General features: G+C 62.2%; 15 protein-coding genes and 2 pseudogenes. 8 read left to right on the forward strand and 9 right to left on the reverse strand.

From position 1 onward, the window contains the following. Positions 1-182: 182 nt before the first annotated feature. From C5F75_RS34675 to C5F75_RS34700, 6 genes and pseudogenes are all read right to left on the reverse strand, one after another. A complete protein-coding gene (locus C5F75_RS34675) occupies positions 183-995 on the reverse strand; it encodes a c-type cytochrome (protein ID WP_104013424.1) in 813 nt (270 codons plus the stop codon). Then, positions 995-2,614 (reverse strand): cbb3-type cytochrome c oxidase subunit I, encoded by a 1,620-nt coding sequence (locus tag C5F75_RS34680; RefSeq protein ID WP_104013425.1) that lies wholly within the window; start codon positions 2,612-2,614, stop codon positions 995-997. Before C5F75_RS34680 ends, C5F75_RS34675 begins: the two co-directional genes overlap by 1 nt. Then, positions 2,601-3,182 carry a cupredoxin domain-containing protein gene (locus C5F75_RS34685; RefSeq protein WP_104013426.1) on the reverse strand — a complete coding sequence of 194 codons (582 nt, stop codon included), beginning with the start codon at positions 3,180-3,182 and terminating at the stop codon, positions 2,601-2,603. The genes C5F75_RS34680 and C5F75_RS34685 overlap by 14 nt, the downstream gene beginning before the upstream one ends. Continuing rightward, positions 3,179-3,364: a hypothetical protein gene (locus C5F75_RS34690; RefSeq protein ID WP_104013427.1), complete on the reverse strand. Its 186-nt coding sequence runs from the start codon at positions 3,362-3,364 to the stop codon at positions 3,179-3,181. Before C5F75_RS34690 ends, C5F75_RS34685 begins: the two co-directional genes overlap by 4 nt. Positions 3,365-3,374: 10 nt before the next feature. Beyond that, positions 3,375-4,520: pseudogene (locus tag C5F75_RS34695) on the reverse strand (c-type cytochrome); the annotation flags it as partial. 143 nt (positions 4,521-4,663) lie between these two features. Further along, positions 4,664-5,386 (reverse strand): c-type cytochrome, encoded by a 723-nt coding sequence (locus C5F75_RS34700; protein WP_104013428.1) that lies wholly within the window; start codon positions 5,384-5,386, stop codon positions 4,664-4,666. Between the two features lie 611 nt (positions 5,387-5,997). On the opposite strand from C5F75_RS34700, the pseudogene C5F75_RS34705 reads away from it, so the two are divergent. Together C5F75_RS34705 and C5F75_RS34710 are read left to right on the forward strand one after the other, a co-directional pair. Further along, positions 5,998-6,547 (forward strand): annotated as a pseudogene (locus C5F75_RS34705) (IS3 family transposase); the annotation flags it as partial. 267 nt (positions 6,548-6,814) lie between these two features. Beyond that, positions 6,815-8,863, forward strand: coding sequence for a hypothetical protein (locus C5F75_RS34710; protein ID WP_104013429.1), 2,049 nt, complete (start codon positions 6,815-6,817; stop codon positions 8,861-8,863). A gap of 683 nt (positions 8,864-9,546) precedes the next feature. Here C5F75_RS34710 and C5F75_RS34715 read toward each other — a convergent pair. Then, the gene (locus C5F75_RS34715) at positions 9,547-10,347 is read right to left on the reverse strand and encodes an SDR family NAD(P)-dependent oxidoreductase (RefSeq protein WP_104013430.1); all 801 of its coding nucleotides are present in this window, start codon (positions 10,345-10,347) and stop codon (positions 9,547-9,549) included. Positions 10,348-10,424: 77 nt separating this feature from the next. On the opposite strand from C5F75_RS34715, the gene C5F75_RS34720 reads away from it, so the two are divergent. Continuing rightward, a complete protein-coding gene (locus C5F75_RS34720; RefSeq protein WP_104013431.1) occupies positions 10,425-11,033 on the forward strand; it encodes a TetR/AcrR family transcriptional regulator in 609 nt (202 codons plus the stop codon). Positions 11,034-11,277: 244 nt separating this feature from the next. Here the strand turns inward: C5F75_RS34720 and C5F75_RS34725 are convergent, their stop codons facing one another. Beyond that, positions 11,278-12,636 carry an epoxide hydrolase family protein gene (locus C5F75_RS34725; protein WP_104013432.1) on the reverse strand — a complete coding sequence of 453 codons (1,359 nt, stop codon included), beginning with the start codon at positions 12,634-12,636 and terminating at the stop codon, positions 11,278-11,280. Positions 12,637-13,880: 1,244 nt separating this feature from the next. Between C5F75_RS34725 and C5F75_RS34730 the strand changes: the two genes are divergently transcribed. From C5F75_RS34730 to C5F75_RS34750, 5 genes are all read left to right on the forward strand, one after another. Next, positions 13,881-15,374, forward strand: coding sequence for a basic amino acid/polyamine antiporter (locus C5F75_RS34730; RefSeq protein WP_104013433.1), 1,494 nt, complete (start codon positions 13,881-13,883; stop codon positions 15,372-15,374). A 135-nt stretch (positions 15,375-15,509) separates the two neighbouring features. Then, positions 15,510-16,733, forward strand: coding sequence for an arginine deiminase (locus C5F75_RS34735; protein WP_104013434.1), 1,224 nt, complete (start codon positions 15,510-15,512; stop codon positions 16,731-16,733). A 38-nt stretch (positions 16,734-16,771) separates the two neighbouring features. Next, the gene (locus C5F75_RS34740; protein WP_104013435.1) at positions 16,772-17,773 is read left to right on the forward strand and encodes an ornithine carbamoyltransferase; all 1,002 of its coding nucleotides are present in this window, start codon (positions 16,772-16,774) and stop codon (positions 17,771-17,773) included. 13 nt (positions 17,774-17,786) lie between these two features. Then, positions 17,787-18,719: a carbamate kinase gene (locus C5F75_RS34745; protein ID WP_104013436.1), complete on the forward strand. Its 933-nt coding sequence runs from the start codon at positions 17,787-17,789 to the stop codon at positions 18,717-18,719. 703 nt (positions 18,720-19,422) lie between these two features. Further along, entirely contained in the window at positions 19,423-19,734 is a 312-nt protein-coding gene (locus C5F75_RS34750; RefSeq protein WP_181035512.1) for a hypothetical protein, read from the forward strand. A 130-nt stretch (positions 19,735-19,864) separates the two neighbouring features. On the opposite strand, the gene C5F75_RS34755 is transcribed toward C5F75_RS34750, so the two are convergent. Continuing rightward, a complete protein-coding gene (locus C5F75_RS34755; RefSeq protein ID WP_104013438.1) occupies positions 19,865-20,239 on the reverse strand; it encodes a DUF3564 family protein in 375 nt (124 codons plus the stop codon). Positions 20,240-20,696 lie beyond the last annotated feature (457 nt).

Below are 20,696 nucleotides of genomic sequence, written 5' to 3' on the forward strand. Positions count from 1 at the left end.
TGTTTTACAACCGCAGTCGTCGTCATTCGTCGCTCGGCTTTGTTTCTCCGGAGCGGTTCCTTCGGGACTGGATCAAAGCTCAGCAGACCAAGGACTCCGCTGCATAGCTCGGGACCGTTGGAAGGCGAAAAACCGAGGGAAGCTCAATGTGACCGACAAGCGTCCCCCCAAAATCCGAACCCTCACTGCGTGGCCGATTGAGCCTTACGCGCGTAAAACGTTGCCACAGCGTCGATTTCGTTCTGTGTCATCGGGCGCGCCATGTTCCGCATCTGCGCTTCCGAGTCGTTGCGTCGGGCGCCGGACGCAAAAGCCTTCAGCTGAGTGACGAGATAAGCCTTCGGCATTCCTTCCAACCAAGGTGCGCCGAGCTTCTGGTCCACGCCGCCGTGGCAGGAGATGCACGGCGCAATGTTGCGCAATGGGTCCCCGGTTCGTACCAGTGACGGCAACGATTCACCGTAGGTGGTGGGCGCCGTTCGGGCTTTGGGCAAGTACCCGTAGTAAGCAGCCAGGTCTGCGATGTCCCGATCAGACAAACGGCTGGCCAGCGCCTGCATGATCGCGCTGGTGCGCTTGCCGGACTTGTAGTCATTCAGTTGCTTGATGACGACTTCGGGATACTGTCCGGCCAGGTTCGGCGCATCCGACGAACTCAGCCCTCGCGCACCATGGCACATCGTGCAATTCAACGCCAGCGTTGCGCCCCGTCCGACAGCCTCCGTCGTTCCGGCGCGTGCCATCTGGCGGTCCAGCACCACTTTCGTGGAGATAGGTTCTGTCGTCTCACCGGCCTTGCCCGCGCCGCCCCATCGATATGGCACGCCCGCTGCGCGGCAGATGCTGGCCCAGAGACCGTCCGACTGGAAGTCAGGTTGGGCTGCTGGCAGCCAGATGAAGCCCACGAACATCGCGACCGCCGTCAGGCCGACGAGCGACAGCACGCTCCAGCGAAACCCGCGATTGCTCCAGGTGTAGGTGCGCGGCTCGCTCATCACCGGCTCCCGATAGGAATGATAGGCACGTAGGCCTCTCGCAGCGCGGCCATCTGGCCAATCGGGTAACCGTAGTTGACGATCGTCAGCGCAATCATCATCGCCACCCACAGGCCAAGCCGGTTCAGCACTTCAGGCGGTCGCGCGCTGGGATGGACCGATACGCTGAACTCGAAAGGTGCAGGGGCGGCGCTCTGCCGCTTGGCGGTCGTCAGAATGAACATCAGCAAAATGCCCGATAGAACGAGAAGTGCGCCACCCATCGTTGATGCCGTGACCGTCCAAGCTTGCGGGTGCAGCGCCGGATTGCTGTAGTCGTAGTACGCCATGCGCCTGGGCATCCCAAGCAGACCAACCCAGTGCCACGGCATGGTGAGCACCATCATGCCGACGAACCACAACCACAGCTGCGCCTTGATGAGCACAGTCGACAGCGGCCGGCAGCCGGTCAGCTGTGGCCACAGCTCGTACGCAATCATGAAATACATGATGACGATGGCGCCGGCGAAGATGAGGTGGAAGTGCCCCGTTACCCACTGCGTGTTATGTACCGACTCATTGAGCTGATAGCTCATGTTGATGAGCCCGCCGGCACCGCCGAAGCCCAGCATGATGAAAGCGAAAGTGACGGCCAGCATCATCGGACGGTCCCACGGCAGCGCCTTGACCCAACCGAACAGGCCCGTGCCGCCGCGAAGCCGCGCCGCGATTTCAACGGACGCGAGAATGGTGAAGACCGTCAGCAGCGTCGGCACCGATACCATGGCCGTCATTGCTGCATGGACGAATTTGAAACCCGCACCCACTTCGGGGTCCGCAAACAGGTGATGGATGCCGATGGGCATGGAGAACACGAGGAAGAGGGCGAACGCCACGCGCCCCATCGTGTCGCTGTAAAGCCTGCCACCTACCGCGCGCGGCACGATGGTGTAGAAGACGATATAAGCCGGCATCAGCCAGAAGTACACGATCGCGTGCAAGGTCCAAGAGAACAGAACCCGTGCCAAGCCTGCATTGATAGTGTCGGTCAGATGCAGCGATGCGGGCAGAACGAGGATGAGCACTTCAGATGCGGCGCCTACGGATGTCCATGCCCACAGATAGGCACCCGCCACGTTGCCGAACATCGCCAGCGGGACTGTCGCGCCCGGGTTCGCGCGGCGCCAAGCGCGCAGGTTGACGGACATCAGTGCCACCCAGACCCACGACCCCACCACCACAAAGACCACGCCGAGGTAGTAGACCGGGCTGCCAATCATCGGCGGGTAGAACGTGTAGAGAACAGACGCGCCACCAGCGGCGACGGTCCCGCCCGCGAGAAGCGTTCCGAAGATCACCATTCCAAAACCAAACCACGCCCAGCGCAACCCGATAAGCGGTCGTTTCAGGCTCAACTCGCAGATGGCATACCCGAAACCCATGGCCACGAGTGTTGGCAGCACGTAAGCCATGACCGTGCCGTGCGCCGTTACCGAACGGTAGTAATGCTCGGGGTTGTTGAGCCAGGCATGCAGTGGGCTACGCACGAACATCTGCCACTCGCCCAAGAGCAACGCAGCAAAGAATGCGATGAAGGCGACCCACAGGTGAGCGAGAACCAGTCGTTTAGCGAGAAACACAATTCAACCTCCTGCCGTCTGCCGCTTTCGCGAGAAACTCGTCACGCGGCAGTACCTGAACTTTCGCCCACATCGCCTCGTGCCCCGTTCCGCAATACTCGTGACAGGGCATCAACTGCTCGCCCGGCGTCTTGAACTCGGTCGTGAACGTCGCCACGAAGCCCGGCACCAGCATGGTGTTGGCGTTCGTTCGCCCAACAATAAATCCATGGATGGCGTCGGTGCTGGTGCCGCGGAACGTCACCGGCATGTTGGCCGGCACCACAATGCACTGCGGCTCGAACGAATACTGCTGGGCAACTAGGCGAGCAGTCACCTTGCCGCTGTTGTCCAGCACCGTGCCGAGGTTGCTCTCCACGAATTCCCCGGACATATGGACGGTGCGCGGGTCGATGACCTCGACGCGCGACGGTGGCATCGAGGCCCAGTGCAGGCCGGTGAACACCATCAGGATAATCAGAAAGGCAATGATGCCGCCGACGATGAACGTCCATCGACGCTCCGCTGCGTCGGCGACGTGGTGAGACCCTTCTGGCGGACGCTGGGCCGGCGAGACTGGAGCGCTCATTGGACGACTCCCCTTGGCACGTACACGAAGATGTAGAACAGCAGCACCGTCACCACAACGATGGCGGTAGCGACGCCGGCCACAGCAAACGTCCCGGCTGGACCCGCCCTGACGATGCGCTCCAACTCCTGGTCCGGTGGGGCGTGCGGGCCTGCCGGGTCTGGCCGGTCGGGTTGCGCCATTGCGGCCTCCTTACTCGGGTAATAGTTTGCGTAGTTCGCTGACCTGGGCGGGCGTGACCGGCGTTCCGCTGTTCTCCCATCCGACCCGGATGTAGGTCACGACGGCCGCCACTTCCTTGTCGTCGAGGATGTGAGAGAAAGGCGGCATGCCGTATGGACGCGGATTCTTGCGGGTGCCCGGTGCGTAGCCACCGTTGAGCACCATACGAATCGAGTTCACCGGCGAGGACATCGTGATGGACTGATTACCCGCCAGCGGCGGAAACTCGGGAGGCTGTCCTTTGCCTGCGTCACCATGGCAGACGGCGCACTGCTTCGTGTATGTCGTGCGGCCCAGTTCCATGACGCCGGGGTCGACCAGACGCGCCTGGCTGGTCGGTGGTGGTTCTGAATCCCGTGGTGGCAGCGCCTTGAGGTACTCCGCCATGGCCTCGGCATCTTCATCGCTGAGGTATTGCAGGCTGTTGTAGACGACTTCAGCCATGGGGCCGTACACCGTGCCGCGGTGTGAAGCGCCGACCTGCAGCAGGTCCGAGATGTCCTGGAGGCTCCAGTTGCCCAGCCCAGCCTCCCGGTTCGACGTCAGCGACGGTGCATACCAGTTCTGATTGGGAATCATGCCGCCTTCAAATGCCTTGGATTCCGAGGAACCGCCGAGTGCATTGATGGCGGTATGGCACATGGCGCAATGCCCCAGTCCCTGGACGAGATAGGCGCCTCGGTTCCACTTCTCGGACTTCTGAGGGTCCGCTACGAACTCCGCTTCCTTGAAGTACAGCGAGCGCCAGCCGATGAGCAGCTCGCGATTGTTGAACGGGAAGTGCAGCTCGTGCGGCTTGTTCTTCTGTGCGACGGGAGGGATCGACATCAGGTACGCGTAGATGGCATCGGAATCGGCGCGCGTGACCTTACTGTACGAAGCGAACGGCATTGCCGGATACAGCAGCGTGCCGTCCCGCGAGATGCCCGCATGCATGACGCGGTAGAAATCCTCGGGTGTCCACAAGCCAATGCCTGTTGCTTCGTCGGGCGTGATGTTGGACGAGTACAAGTTGCCGAAGGGCGTCGGCATGGCGCGACCGCCGGCGAACTCTTTGCCGCCTGGCACCGTGTGGCATGCCACGCAGTCACCCGCGCGAGCAAGATATTGGCCCCGCGCAATAACCTGCTGGGTTGTATTGAGCGGGGTGTCGCCTTTGTGTCCGGGCAGCATCCCTGGCCGCAAGAAATATAACCCGGCCAGCACGGCAACGACGATGATTGCTAGTCCGACGCCAATCATCACCAACGGGCGCGCCTTCATTGCTGGCTCCCACAGACGAACGGCATCCGGCCGGCATTGCGCGGCTCGGGCGTGGGCTCTTTGGGGGCGTTCTGGGCAGCGAGCCACGCGGCGAGCGCTGCGACGTCGCTTTCGCTCAGTCTCGACGCGATCCGACGCATGCAGTCGGGCTCGCGGGCATGCCGTTCACCGACGCGCCAGCGGGTGAGCTGTGCGGCGATGTAGGTGCTCTTGAGGCCGACGAGCCCGGGAATACCGGGCTCCATGCCAGTCAGCCCCACGCCATGGCACGCAGCGCAGGCCGGGATGCCGCGCACACTGTCGCCCGCCGCAACGAGTTTGGCGGCGCGCTCGAGGCCGGCGGCGTCGACGGTGGGCGTTTCAGGTTGTGCAAACGGCGGACGTTGCTTTGCAAAATAGTCGGAAATTTCGTGGAGGTAGGCGTCCGGCAGATAAGCCACCAGGTAGTTCATGGGCGGGTACTCGCGTGTCCCATCCCGGAATGCCGCCAGCTGGTTGTACAGATAGTCGGCCGGCTTGCCTGCAATTCGCGGGTAGTAGCCGTTCCTCGTGCCCTGGCCGCTTCGCCCATGGCAAGTGACGCACCCTTGAACGCGCGCCTCCATGGAGTCCTTCCGCTGAAATGCCGGGTATGCATCTTCTTGCGCAGGCGCACCGGGACTCAGTGCCAACCCTGTAAGGTACAGCACGAACACCGGGAGTTTCGCTAGTCGAGTCATCGTGGCGGTTCATGAGAGCGTCAACGGTGATGCGTCACTGCGATTACACGAATGTGTGCAAAGCCCAAGCAAGCGACATACCTGCGAGCCGCGGTCTGTCCAACGGTGACGGCATAGACCTAATGTATAGGTTTAGTACGTCAGTCGCGCATGTGCAATAGGTAAATGGAAAAGGCGTCCCCATTGGCGGTCCAAGAGGTGGAGATGTACCAAAAAAGACTGTGTGGTCGGCCGATACTGCTAACAGAAAACCCGAGGTCGGTCTGCTTGAGCCCGGCGTCGTCGGCTCTCCATCTATCGGCGCACCGTAAGAGGTCTACGATTCGTGGTGAACGTATGCTTATTCGCTGGCGACGAAGCGCAGCACGGCACGTAATCATTTGCCGTACAGGGCGGAGCCCGGCCGTGGCCCTTCCCCGTTTTAGCGGTTTAGCGAATCCGGACACTGATTTAGGCGAGAATGCTCGCCATCACGAGGTGTCTGATGAGAAAGCAACGATGAACGTTTTCCCCGCAGTTCAGACAGCAAGTCGCCTCTTTGGTGCTCGACCAGGGCTATAGCCATATGGAAGCAAGCCGCTCGGTCGGCGTCGGTGAGACAGTGCTCTGCCGCCACGGTCAAGCGGATCGATATCCCGACTCATCTCAATCGCAAATTTGGCGTTAGTATGCCTATCAGGTGTGGTGACATCACGTATGTCTGGGCGCAGGGCCATTGGCATTATCTGGCCGTAGTTCTCGACCTGCTCACGCGTCGGGTTGTTGTCTGGGCGTTCGCGACACGCCCTGATGCCGATCTGGTCGTGCAGGCGTTGGAGATGGCCTATTGAGCAACGTGGTCGACCGGAGGCTTGGTGTTTCGCTCGGATCAAGGCGGTCAATATGCAAGCCGCAATTCCGTCAACGCCTCTTGCGCTATCGGATACAGCAGAGCATGAGCCGTCGAGGAAATTGTTGGGATAACTGCCGATGGAAAGATTGTTCCGCAGCTTCAAGGCGGAATGGCTGCTGTCAGGGGGATATATGTCGGCGCAGGAAGCACACCGGGATATTTGCCACTACCTGATGCACCGGTACAACTGGATACAGCCGCATCAGTTCAATATCGGACTGGTGCCGGCCGTTGCGGAAGAAGAACTTAACGCAGTGTCCGAGATTAGTTGCACACTACATTACGGATTAGTCGTGGCTGGTGGCGTAAAATTTCATGCGTTCAGTCGAATGGCCCGCCGGATTTCCGAGCCGGTTGCATGTGAGCTGGACGGACGGCCGACTGCGCGCGGGCAACCAGCGTGGATAGATGCCGGGGTTCATCTCGCCGATTGTTAGTGCGGGATATCGGGGAAGTCTCGATTCCTCGATTCGCTCAAGCCGTCTCGTAATGTGCCGTTAACATTCCTAAAAGATTCATCAAACCCGGAGACAGCCATGCACTTTCCGCGCGTTCCAGACGCCTTGACTACGAGCATCGCGAACTCCGCCGTCCTCGCCGCGCTGTGTGTCGTGGTTGCCGGGTGCGGCGGCGCGGTCGATCAGCAACCTCCCATCAACGGCAACGTGTATCTCGGTGCCGTCTCCGGCGCGCAAGTCGCGGCGTATGCCGTGGACGCCGATGGACACGTCGCGGCCACGCCGCTCGCCACTACGGTCACCGATGCCGACGGTCACTTCGTGCTGCCGGGCACGCTGCGTTGGCCGCTGCTCGTAAAATCGACCGGCGGCAGCTACACAGAGGAAGCCACCGGCGCCACTGGCGCGCCCGGCGAAACCTCGCTGTCGGCCGTGTATGTCGGCGCACCGTCGACGATGGTCCTTTCGCCCTACTCGAGCGCAATCGTCGCCGACGCGCTGGCGGCGGGCGGCCTGACCGCGTCGAACGTCGCGGCCGCGTCTACGCGCGTATCGGCGTTCCTTGGCGGAGTCGACCCTCAGCAGACGGTGCCCGCCTTCGTCGCCGCCGGCGCGACCCTGAATACCGTTGCCGACGGCAACCGCATGGCGTTCGCGCTGGGTGCCGAATCGCAGAGCCGTACCGACAACGGCGCGAGCGTGGCAACGAGCGTGCAGAATATCGTCGCGCAATCGGCGAAAGGCGATACGCTAGCCGCGTGTCACTCGGGCGCTGGCGACGTGACAGCCGACGGCACGGTCTCGGCGCCCACCGACGACACGTGCGATGTGAGCGCCGGCGCGCTCAGTTTCTCGGCGAATCCGCTGAACCGCTCGGGCGTCACCGCGCTCGCTATGCTCGGCACGACACAGGCGGCCGGTCCCCAGACGGCCAGCGCGGACGCCAATGCATGTGGAGACCGCGTTGCGCTGCTCGAGCAGAACCGGTGGCTTTTCGAGGGACGCAAGAACAGTGTGCAAGCGTCGCTCGTACCGGGCATGACGGCCGCCAACTGGTCGACCTATCCGACCACCAGTACGTGGGGACCGCACGCGGCGATCTATGGCACGATCTCCGCGCCATCGACGTGCCACGATCAAGACACGTTCCGGCGCGAACTGGTGATGGCAATCGAGAACTACTGGGTCGACCAGAACCTGAACTACTGCCACCATCACATTCCCGGCTGGACGCCGCCGGAGAACACCGGGAAAACCCACTACCGCGAATCGCCGCCCGCCCCGACGGACGGCGGCCCAGTCGATCCTAACGCCCCGAAACTGACCTGCACCGCGCAGCGCGGCGCCGACGGCTCGCAAAGCGTGCAGACGGATTCGAAGCAAACACCGCCCGTCATCACCTCGGCGCTGATGTGGAACGGCGCGGACTGCTCGAATTTCACATCCTGGGTCTACAACTTCGCGGGGCTCGCGACCAATCAGCTGTCGGGCGCCATCGGCGTGCAGGCGTGCAGCACGACGTCCTCGGGCACGGAACCGCTGACCGGCGTCCTGCTCGACATCAACCACGGCAATCTTTCGTCGACGGAGCAATATCTGTTGCCGGGCGACCTGCTGTACATCACGCAGAAAAACATCGTAGGCACGGGTACTTTCGCTGCGGACTTCAAGCTCGCGCATGTGATCACTTGGACCGGCAAGCGCTTCAGCGACCTTCAGGCAGGTCCGGATCGCGCGAAGTACGACCTGAGCCGCATCGGCCAGCCGGACTCGCGCCTCGGCGGCGACTTTCTCGCGCTGCTCGGCCCGGACGACAGCGCGGCCAATCTCGGCCAGCCGGGTCACGATCCGTGGATGATCATTGACAGCCACTATGCCGGTCCCGCTTATCGGCCGTTCCTCGGCTGGTATGCCGAGCACCTGTCGCATGTGCGGCGCATCATCGGCGCGGACGCCGTACTGACCGATCCGAATCTCGCCGATTATGTGATCCGGCCGCTGTCGCCGGCCCGCAAAGGCTTGCTCACGTTGGCCTCGAAGCACGCGAACGCATCGGCAACGAGCGGTTACCGGCTCATCTATCAGACGAGCGGCTCGCAATCGTGTTACCAGGCAGGCACGCCATGACGGCCTGACCGCGGCCTTCCGTAAAGGACAGCACGCCGCGATGGCCGGGCTGCCCGGCGATGCTACGACCAATCCTCCTTTGAGGATTCGATTCGGCCGGCAGCGGACGCGTAGAGCGAAGCAATTCTATGGTCCGCCCTGGAAGTGGAACCACACTTGTGCGTGGTGCGTGAGGGCAGGTTCGCTCGCTAAAACTAGCGCGCCGCGCTGGATTCGGCGTTAGAGACATAGCCGGCGATATGTGTGCGAGGTGCTTCGCTCTGCGGGTGTGATGCAGCAGAGATGTGTCGGCAGTCGTTTCGATAATGGCTCGGTATCCTCATGGCAAGCTTTGTCACTATCATCCTACGACGCGCGATGCAGCCTGACGGCCTGAGTCCGCCCCTCGCCGGGGAGACGTGCGCCGGGTCTCCGGCGCGCCGCCGACGACATCGAGGCACTGTTCATTCGCCGCTTTCTTGCAAAGAGGCGAGTAGGTCGCTGGCTTTCGCGCAGGGAGGGCGATGTCAGGGCCAAGCCAGAACATTGGCGCGGTAGCCGGGTTTGCTGCTGACGACGATCATGGCGTGGGGCGTAAGCCGCCCCGGTGCGGGAATGGACGTTATTCTTGGCGAGAATCTCAGTAATCCCGGCCGCCTCTCTTTTCGGATTGCCAGCCATGATCACACTCTCTGTATGTCCGGTCAGAACGCAGAGCGGATTGTGCCACCATCGACGCGGATCGTGGCACCGCTCACGTAGTCGGCATATGGGCTTGCGAGATAAGCAACCGCGGCCGCGATCTCTTCGGGACGACCAAGACGGCCGACGTCGTTGGGCACCATGTCGCGAACGAAGCCGCGCTCAATCTCGTCCCACGTTTGGCCCCATCCGTGCTGCGGAGCGATGTGCTCGAGCAGTTGCCTGACGGCAGGCACGAGAATCGCGCCCGGCGCCACAATATTCGAGGTCACGCCGGAGTCCTTGAGGTCGCGGGCCAGCGAAACAGCGAGGTTGTGCCTGGCGGCAAGCGACGCGTTGTAGTCAGGCTGCATGGGGACCGGCTGACCGGCGAGCCCACCTCCGATCTGAATTACGCGGCCCCACCCGCGCTCGCGCATGGCTGGCACCAGCCGCTGGATCATGCGCACGGCGGACAGTACGTTGACCTCATAGCTCTCCATCCACTTGTCGGGTAAGGCAGTGTTCCAGGTCAGATGGTGATAATTGCCGGCGTTATTGACCAGAACGTCGATGGCTCCACCTTCGGTCGCCTGGGCAACCACGGCATTGGCGCCCGCATCGGTTGCAAGATCGCCCAGTGCGACTTCGGCATGGCCGCCCGCCACTGTGATCGCTGCCGCGACCGCCTCTGCGCGATCACCGCTTCGGCCGTGAACGACCACCGTTGCACCTTCCGCCGCCAGCATCTTGGCAATCGCCTCACCGAGTCCGGCCGTCGATCCCGTCACCAGCGCACGCTTTCCCGTCAGATTCAAATCCATGAGTGTTTCCCGTTGGTCACTGCAAACGTATACAATCGTATACTTTTGTGTTGGAAAAATCTACGGGTGTTTGATTAATGAGGGCACTGGGCAAGAAAGGCGCGGCTACGCGCGAGGCGATCCTCGCGGCCGCGCGACAGGCATTTACGCAGTCGGGCTACGATGTCGGCGTGCGCGAGATCGCTGAGAAGGCAGGCGTCACCGCGATGCTCGTGAATCGTTATTTCGGGTCCAAGGAACAGTTGTTCGAGGAGGTAGTCGACGTGGTACTGTCGGCTCCCGGCATCCTCACTCGGGAAGTGATGACCAACGCGCCTGACGTATCGACACTATGCCGCGATGTCGCTGCCGCGCTCGTTGCGAAGACAGCACCGGACATCACCTCGATGGACGGGTTTCTCATCATGCTGCGGTCGGCCAACAACAGGCAGGCTACCGCCATTCTGCGCACGAAGTTCGAAACGCACTTCGCCCGACCGTTAAGCGAGCTGCTGCCCGGCGAAGCAACCTCGCAGCGGGCCGCGATGTTTCTAGCGGTCATTGCCGGCTTCCAAGTCATGCGGCAGGTCGTCGAGATGGCCGCGTTGGCGCAAGCCAAACCGGATGGGTTGGAGCGACAACTAGAGATGCTCTTCAGGGTGCTGATTGTTGGAACACACCCATCGCGTAGTGCAGAAAGTGTGTGAGGAAATGAAGCTGCGCGTCGCGCCAGTTCACGCTTCCCAGCCTATTTCACGGCTTGCGCCAACAGTTACTAACCTGCTCGCGTTTACGTGAACACGGCTAGCATCAATTCTGGACGCCAGCATGAACCGTCCCGTGGTATGCGCGGGTCGACAGGCAGGTGGAGGCCGGCCGACCACTTTCCGAAGTGAGTGATAAAAGAGCGCGTGACATTGGTGTCAGAAGTGTGCGCGTAACCGATCCTTGCTACTCGGTTTTTCCTGTTGATTGACGCACAGGTTTGAATGCCGTGCGCAATTCTTCGGTAAAGAGTTGTGGCTGTTCCCAGGCGGCGAAATGGCCGCCTTTGGAAACCTCGTGATAGTAGTACAGCGAGGGATACGCCTGCTCGCTCCAAGTCTTTGGTGCGCGATAGATCTCGTGCGGAAACACGCTGATCGCTACCGGGACCTTGATGTCTCGGGTCTTCTGCGCGACGGAGCTGAAGTTGTTGTTGTTATTTTCCCAGTAGAACCTTGACGACGATGCGCCGGTGTTGGTCAACCAATACAGCGTGATGTCGTTCAGCATCTCGTCTTTGGTCAGGACACGTTCGGGCACACCGCCGCTGTCGCTCCATTGCGCGAACTTCTCATACATCCACGCTGCAAGGCCGGAAGGTGAATCTGCGAGGGAGTATCCGATGGTCTCCGGGCGCGTGACCATAAGTGCGCCGTATGCCGCGTTTCTGCCAAAGAATGTGCTCAGCGAATCGAATGCTTCGCGCTCGGGCCCGGCCAATCCGGCAGGAGCTGGGGCGCCGCTATTGATGGCCGTCACGAGGTTTCCAGGAACGGTAGCCGGCATATTGAGGTGAATCGCGAGCAGGCCGGGGGGGGCCTGCCGGGCGAGCGCGTCGGAAATGACGGAGCCATGGTCACCGCCTTGCGAGACGTAGTGCGTGTATCCGAGGCGTCTCATCAATACGTCCCATGCTCGTGCCGTGCGGTCGGGACCCCAGCCCAAATCCTTAGGTTTGCCGGAAAAGCCATAGCCTGGAATCGACGGAATCACGACGTCAAACGCGTCCTCCTGGCGTCCACCATAAGCCACGGGGTCAGTCAGGGGGCCGATTGCTTTGATGAACTCGAAGGTCGAACCCGGCCACCCATGAGTCAGGATGACAGGCAATGCATTGGGGTAGCGCGAGCGGACATGGATGAACTGGATGTCGACTCCATCGATATTCGTTACGAACTCCGGCAGCGCGTTGAGTTGAGCCTCGGCTTTGCGCCAATCGTAATCGGTGCCCCAGTAGCGTACGAGCTCCTGCACTTTCGCTAACTGGACACCCTGCGAATCGTCCTTGACCGTTTCCTTGTCCGGCCACCGTGTCTCCGCGATGCGCCTGCGCAGGTCGTCGATTTGTGCTTGCGGAATCTGAACACGAAACGGCCGAATGCTGTCGTCGCTACTCGTGTCCGCTGCGGAAATCGACGCACTGTCCGCGGAGTATGCGGGGCGCAGATAGCTTGCGGAGACGAGCAGGACCAATCCGATCGCCGTCGTTAATCCCTTGCGGGCGTTGATACGGAAAGGCGCGGTCAGACGGGTTGCTGCAAACATGGATGCTCTCCCAGGAATTCGATTTACAGATGACAGTCGCGAATCGCCTTGCCTCTTGTGCTCGCGTGAGAGTACTGTGCTCGGCTCGTGTATCTGGGATTTGTCGATTGCCTACCGATTCGTGTATTTCTGTATGTAACGATTATGCAGATACATGGCGATACAATTGTTTGACTGTCCAGGGAACCACGGAGTGGGCTCGCTTCATTTCTACAATTTCCACTGCATTTCCGGCAACATGCCGGCATGTATTGACCCAGTGACCTTCACGACCAGCAGGCGCTGCCGTCGCACGTCGTCAGCTCTGAGGCCGGAACCACTTCCTCGCCAGCCTTGACCGCTGAAAGGCTCCCATCTTGGCACAGATTGCGCCAGCAGCGCCTTTCCCTGACAGATTGCAACGGACGAATCGACGACAGGTTGGACCGGCAGCAGGACAGCTCGATGAAACGCTCGGCATGCACAGCGCAATGCCGCTGTCCGGATGGAGCCCTGTTGAGCGGTTAGTATTCTGGCCCGAGCCAAGCGCGCTCGCGGGCCGATTGTAGGTGCGCAGTCCGTCTCGTCGCCATCGTGCCGCAATGCAGAGATGTCAGAACGACGTTGCATGAACCCGAAGGTCCTTGTAGGCGTTTCAGGTGGGGCTGCTCCGACCGTTTTCTGATTACACGTCGGTGTTGACCGGTGAAGTGACATTTTGACTTCGCAACCGTTAACAACTTTACTTTGCTCTACGAGAATGGATTGCTGAAAGATTTGTATGCATGTCGCCTAGTACACCGTCCGCGCCCTCAGGACGAAATTGATGTCTGCGAACGCTGTAAGAACCCCCGGTAAGGACCGATGGTTGTACTCGGCTGCCTGATTTCCACTTGACATGAGTCAACCAACACGAGTGATTCGATACCTACTATCGTCATTGGAATCGGCAGGCGCTACGAACCGATCACGCCGCTCGCGAAGTCTGCATTGTGCGTGCACCGACACACCCAGCTTGCCTGTTGAGTGATGCCGTCGATATCCGGTTTTCTTTGATCCGAATCACATCAATCAATATAAGTAGAACTCCAATTTTTATCGATTGGAGCGCGGTATGTTACCGACGCGTTTCGCGTTCACCTCGACGGAGGCGCATCGCCGGGTGACACTGCCGTCAGCCGGAAGAGCGCCCGTTACGGTGCGACGTCGCAACGATCCAGTCGCATGCCGTGGCCAGGCCAAGTCAACGCATTCGGAGAACTGGTATGAGCCAACCTGTAGTCGAAAAGCCGCCGGTCGAAGGCACGCAGCCGTCTAAACCGGCGGCAGGCGGCCCGGAAACGCGCAAGCTCGGCCTGCTGCTGTTGAGCGGCATCGTCGTCGGCTCGATGATTGGCGGCGGCGCCTTCAACCTTCCGCAGAACATGGCCGCGGGTGCAGGCCTGGGCGCCATTGCGATCGCATGGGCGATCACGCTCGTCGGCATGTTCTTCATGTCCAACGCGTTCCGCACGCTGGCGGACCAGCGTCCCGACCTGACTGCCGGCATCTATTCCTATGCACGAGAAGGTTTCGGCAAGTTCGCCGGCTTCGAGATGGCGTGGGGGTATTGGCTCAGTTCCGCATTCGGCAACGTCGCATTCGCGGTGCTGATCATGCAGACGCTGGGGTATTTCTTTCCGGTGTTCGACGGCAAGAACTGGCAGTCGATCGTGGGCTGTTCGCTGTTGATCTGGACATTGCACTTCATGGTGCTCTCCGGCGTGAAGCGGGTGGCGATTCTCAACACGATGGCAAGCGTCGTCAACATCGTCACGCTGTCGATCGCGATCGTCGTGATCGCGCTGTTCTTCCAGAAAGGGCACTTCACGTTCGACGTCTGGGGGCAGCAGCAACACCTGGGCGGCACGCTCGCGCAGATCAAAAGCACAATGCTGGTCACGCTGTGGGTGTTCATCGGCATCGAGGGCGCCGTGGTCGTGTCCGATCGCGCGCGCAACCAGCACGAAGTCGGTACCGCGACGTTCATTGGGCTGGCGGTCTGCACGACGCTTTATTTCCTGCTTTCGGTGCTGCCGTTTGGTGTGATGTCGCAGCACCAGTTGGCCGGCCTGCAGAATCCGTCCTCCGCATATGTGCTGGAGCAGCTTGTCGGGCACTGGGGGGCGGTCTTCATCGTCGTCGCTTTACTGTTTTCGGTACTGAGCTGCTGGCTCGCGTGGACGGTGCTCGTCGCCGAACTGCCTTATGCGGCTGCCCGGGATGGCATTTTCCCGCGCTTTCTGTCCCGCGAGAACCGGCATCACGCGGCCGCGCCGTCGCTATGGCTGTCGAGCGCGGTGATGCAGGTCATGATGTTCGTGGTGCTGTTCGCGCACGACGCGTGGATATGGCTCATCAGCGTGGCCGGCGTCATGATCCTGCCGCCGTATCTCGCCAGCACAGGTTTTCTTTGGAAGTGCTCCACGCAAAAGAGCTTTCACGAGCGGGCAGGCGAGGGCAAGCGCGCGTCGATCTGGACCGGCGTCCTGGGAACCATGTACGCGGCCTGGCTGCTCTATGCGGCCGGCCCGACCTACCTGCTGATGTCCACCATTTTCTTCGTCGTCGGCATCCCGGTGTTCTGGTATGCGCAGCGCGAGAAGGATCCGCAGTCGAACGTCTTCACCGGCCGCGAACGCGTCGCGGCCGGCGTGCTGCTTGTGGTCGCGGTGAGCGCGGTCGTGCTGTTTGCGAAGGGCATCGTGTCGGTCGGCTGATACGCCGCCCGCCGGCTTACGGGTTCCGACAGCGTGATCCGAACCTAGACAGCCGGGGTGACCACGATGGCCGCATGCGACTCCCGACGTCCATCGCGGTCGAACCACTACTTCGGGATCAAGGAAAAACTCACCATGACATTGGGCGTTCACTCCGAAGCCGGCAAGCTGCGCACCGTGATGGTGTGCGCGCCGGGCCTCGCTCATCGGCGGCTCACGCCGGCCAACTGCGGCGCCTTGCTGTTCGACGACGTGCTGTGGGTCGACAAGGCGATCGAGGATCACCAGACCTTCGTGCGTGTGCTGCGCGAACGGGACGTGGAAGTGCTGGAATTCCAGCAGCTGCTGGCCCAAGTGTGCCTCGATACCCGTGCGCGAGACTGGATCCTCGATCGCCGCATCACCGAGGAGGAAGTCGGCACCGGCATGCTGCGGGAACTCAGGTTATGGCTCGAATCGATGCCGGCGCAGCGGCTTGCCGAGGCACTGATCGGCGGCGTCGCCAAATCGGAGCTGCCGTTCGACGCGCGCGGCCTGTTCGGCGGCTATCTGGAGCGGTCCGACTTCGTGATTCCGCCGCTCGTGAACCTGATCTTTCAGCGCGATCCGAGCGCGTGGATCTATGGCGGCGTGACGCTGCATCCGATGTTCTGGCCGGCACGGCGCAAGGAAACGCTGCTGCTCGCCGCGGTCTACGCATTCCATCCGCGGTTTGCCGGCCAGGTCCGTACCTGGTGGGGTAATCCGGACGTCGACCACGGCGCACAGACGCTTGAAGGCGGCGACGTGATGGCGATCGGTAACGGTGTGGTGCTGATCGGCATGGGCGAGCGTTCGAGCCCGCAAGCCGTGACACAGGTGGCGCGCGCACTGTTTGCCGGCCACGGCGCGAAGCGCGTGATCGCCTGCCAGTTGCCGAAGTCGCGCGCGTCGATGCATCTAGACACGGTGTTCTCGTTCCTCGACGCGGACTTCGTCAGCATTTATCCGGACGTGGCCGACGAGATCCGCTGCACGAGCCTGTACCCCGGCGACACGCTCGGGCAGGTCCGCTACGAGCGCCACGACGGCCGGTTCCTGGAGGTCGTGGCCAACGCGCTCGGCGTCGGCTCGCTGCGCGTGCTGACGACCGGGGGCGACCGCTATGAGAGCGAGCGCGAGCAATGGGACGACGGCAATAACGTGCTCGCGCTGGATCGCCGGGTCGTGCTCGCCTACGACCGCAACACCTACACGAATCGCAAGATGCGCCAGGCCGGCGTCGAAGTCATCGAGCTGCCGGGCGGTGAACTCGGCCGCGGGCGCGGTGGCAGTCATTGCCTGAGCTGCCCGGTGGCGCGCGATCCGATCGCGCTCTGAGCGCGCAATCAACCGATATCGATAGACGGAATCTCACCATGTTCAACGTACATAACCGCAGCTACCTGACGCTGATCGACTACACGCCGCGCCAGATCCGCTATCTCCTCGACCTGTCCCGCGACCTGAAGCGGGCGAAATATGCGGGAACGGAGCAGCCGCGCCTGACCGGCAAGAACATCGCCCTGATTTTCGAGAAGACGTCGACGCGCACGCGCTGCGCGTTCGAGGTCGCCGCGCACGACCAGGGCGCGCACGTCACCTATATCGATCCGACCGGCTCGCAGATCGGCCACAAGGAATCGATGAAGGATACGGCACGCGTGCTGGGCCGCATGTACGATGCGATCGAGTATCGCGGCTTCGGCCAGACAATCGTCGAGGAACTCGCGCAGTATGCGGGCGTGCCGGTCTACAACGGCCTGACCGACGAATTCCATCCGACCCAGATGCTAGCCGACGTGCTGACCATGCACGAACACAGCGACAAGCCGCTGCACGAGATCGCGTATTGCTACATCGGCGACGCGCACAACAATACCGGGAATTCGCTGATGATCGTCGGTGCGAAGCTCGGCATGGATGTGCGCCTGTGCGCGCCGCGGCATCTGTGGCCGCATGACGAGCTGATCGCGCAATGCCGCGAGATCGCCGCGAAAACCGGCGCCCGGATCACGCTTGCCGAGCAGCCCGCGGAGGCCGTGAAAGGCGCGGACTTCATTTATACGGACGTGTGGGTGTCGATGGGCGAGCCCGAGGAGACCTGGGTGGAACGCATCCGCACGCTGCTGCCGTACCAGGTGAACGCCGCGCTCCTCGCGGCAGCCGGCAACCCGCGCGTGAAGTTCATGCATTGCCTGCCGGCGTTTCATGACGCTCATACGGTCGTGGGAAAGCAGCTCGCGGATCGTTTCGGATTGACCGAAGGCGTGGAGGTCACCGACGAGATATTCGAATCGGACGCATCCATCGTTTTCGAGCAGGCCGAAAACCGACTGCATACGATCAAGGCCGTGCTCGTCGCGACGCTGGCGAGCTAGAGGAGAAGAACCGATGCGTATCGTGGTCGCCCTGGGTGGCAACGCGCTGCTGCGCCGCGGCGAGGCGATGACCGCCGCCGCTCAGCAGGAAAACGTGCGGCTGGCCGCCGCGCAACTCGCGGGCATCGCGCACGGCAACGAACTCGTGATCGCGCATGGCAACGGCCCGCAGGTCGGCATGCTCGCGGCATTGTCCGGGCAGGCGCCGGTTGCCGAACGTTTCCCGCTCGACGTGCTCGATGCCGAGACCGAAGGCATGATCGGTTACCTGATCGAACTCGAATTGCGTAACCGGCTGTCTGCATCGCGCCCCTGCGCGACACTGCTGACGATGGTCGAGGTCAGTGCGTCCGATGCCGCTTTCAACCGGCCCGACAAGCCGGTCGGCCCGATGCTGACGCAAGCGGCCGCGACCGAAGGGGCGCGTTCGAATGGATGGACGATCGTCGCCGACGGCAGCGGTTATCGTCGTGCCGTGCCGAGCCCTCGACCGCTGCGCTTTCTGGAGATCGAGCCGGTGCGCGCGCTGCTCGCGACCCGGACTATCGTGATATGTGCGGGTGGAGGTGGCATTCCCGTTGTGAAAGCGAACGACGGTCGGCACCGCGGAATCGAGGCGGTGATCGACAAGGACCGCAGTGCAGCGCTCCTCGCGCGCGAACTCGACGCAGACCTGTTCGTGATCGCTACCGACGTGGCGGGCGTTTACGTCGACTGGGGTACGCCCGACCCACGCATGGTCCGGCGCACGTCACCGGAAGCGCTCGCGGCGCTACAGTTCGCGGCCGGATCGATGGGGCCCAAGGTCGAGGCCGTCTGCGACTTTGCGCGGACAACCGGGCGACGCGCGGCCATCGGCGCGCTTTCGGATATCGCGCGGCTCGTCGACGACACGGCGGGCACGTCGGTTCTTGTCGGTCAGGCAAGCATGTTCGTGGAGCGATGAGGCCACGCGCGACGCCGGTTGCCAACGTGCGGAGCCGGGCATTGCCGACGACGGAGTGACGAACCGGGGCTCCGATTCCGTCTTGCGCGTATCGTGAAGAAGTGAAGAATCCGAACAGCGGTACGCGCGTTCATTCGATCACACGGATAAGTGCCTGCATCGGATGAAGTTCGTCCATGCGTTGCGACTCGTTTGCCGGCGTGCCGCAAAACATATTCGAGGACGGGCGAATATTTGGCGCCTGGCGCTCGCCGTAGCGGAGGAGCGCGGTGCGCGGCTCCCCGGTCGATGCCGAACTGACGTTCGTGCGGGTCCAGCTCTGCTCAGTGGTCCGCCCCGCACACCGAGCGGACCGGCTTGCGCTCGAACGCCCTGGACCTGCCTGATGCCGGCGGAACGGTCGGTGCGGGCTTCTTCATCGCGGCTCCTGCGGCACTCCGGCCTGTCCGATCTCACGGTGAAAGCGTGCGATCCGTTGCTTGACCACGGTCGGCGCGAGCCGCTGGTTCGTTGCGCGACCGGCGCCGGTTGTCGGGCAGCGTGCGGTGATGTCCGTCGGTTGACGCACATCAACAAGGCAGTGCCGCGGCCGTGGAAGATGGACGTACTAGTACGAAATCAAGTATTGCGAGCGCACCACACTGATGAACCGGCTCTCGCCATCAATCGGCGCAATCAACGGGAGCTGAACATGGGAATTTGGATGCAAATCGCTTACTTCGGCTTCGCCGGATCGACTCAGTTGGAAGCGGAAGCGACCATCCAGCTGATGCGCCTCGAGCAGTTCAGTCCGCAACTGGCCGGCTGCCATCTCGCGATCGAGGCCATGGGCGCGTCGACTCGCCAGCCGAGGTATGACGTACGGCTCGATTTGATCACGCGCAACGGGGAACTCCGTCCCGTTCCGCATATGATGGGCGCGGATCCCATGAATGCGTTGGAGCGGGCATTTGACCTCGCCGAGCGGCAACTCGGCACGAGCGCGGCCACTGGAACCCACGAAAATTCTCGCTGACACGTCCCGCGTATCGGGCGCGCTTCGCCATGGCCCGATGTACTGGCCCGCGGCGGTTTGCGGCGATTCGCCAAGCGTGTGTTGATCCGCCGTGTCGACGGAGCCGGCACAGTCGGTAGCCTTGGTCCGACTAAATTTCCTCGTCGCCGGTAAATACCTCGTGTTCCGGCGTCTCCGCCGTATCGTCGACCCACTGCACCCGCCATGTGCCTGTCACTGGCGCCTGCATGGCGTCGCGCAGCCAGCGCGCGCAGCCGGCCTGGCCTTCGAACGGCCCGGACGGTGCGTCGAGATCGAGATCGTCGAGCCAGCAGAGGGTACCGGCGTTGTCGGGTCCCGTCATCAGGGTGGCGCTGCCTTCGCGGACGAGTGCCCCCCACGCGGGCAGGTCCATTCCGGCATGACCTTCGCGCGACCAGCGTCGCGTGGCCGTGTCGATCCAGAGAATGGCATAGGCCGACGGGTTGTCGCACGCGAAAGTATCGAGATGCAGGGTGATCCGCACAATAGGCTCCGAATCGATGAAGGAGGGCGGTCGCCGTCACCGGCGGTCGCGGCTTTACTGGCTCATGACCCGGCGAATCGGCGTATGCGCGTCCTTGGAGGACAGCGGGCCGCCATGCTCGGTGAGCGGCGGCATCGCGGCGCCGCGCCGGTGCGCACGGCCGCCCGGTCTCGGCGTGTCATTGGCGCGGTAGCCGTCGCGCGCGTGTCCGGCAAGTAGTCCGACTCAGTCTATGCGTGGCCCCGAGCTGGCACTTGATGGAGGTCAAATGCGGGAACGCGCTCGCCGACCGGTTCTTCGCGATCTGGCGCACGGTCGGACTGGAATCGCCTGGTGCCGATCTTCAGCTTGCGCGGATGCGCCCGTACCTCTGGACGGACTCTACACCGCCACCGTACTAAACGCGGGGAGCAGGTCAAGCGAACAACGTGCACGACTGGAGGCTGGCTGAGCATGC

The sequence above is a fragment of the Burkholderia anthinoferrum genome, from assembly GCF_002925705.1.
GTDB classification, from domain to species: Bacteria; Pseudomonadota; Gammaproteobacteria; order Burkholderiales; family Burkholderiaceae; genus Burkholderia; species Burkholderia semiarida.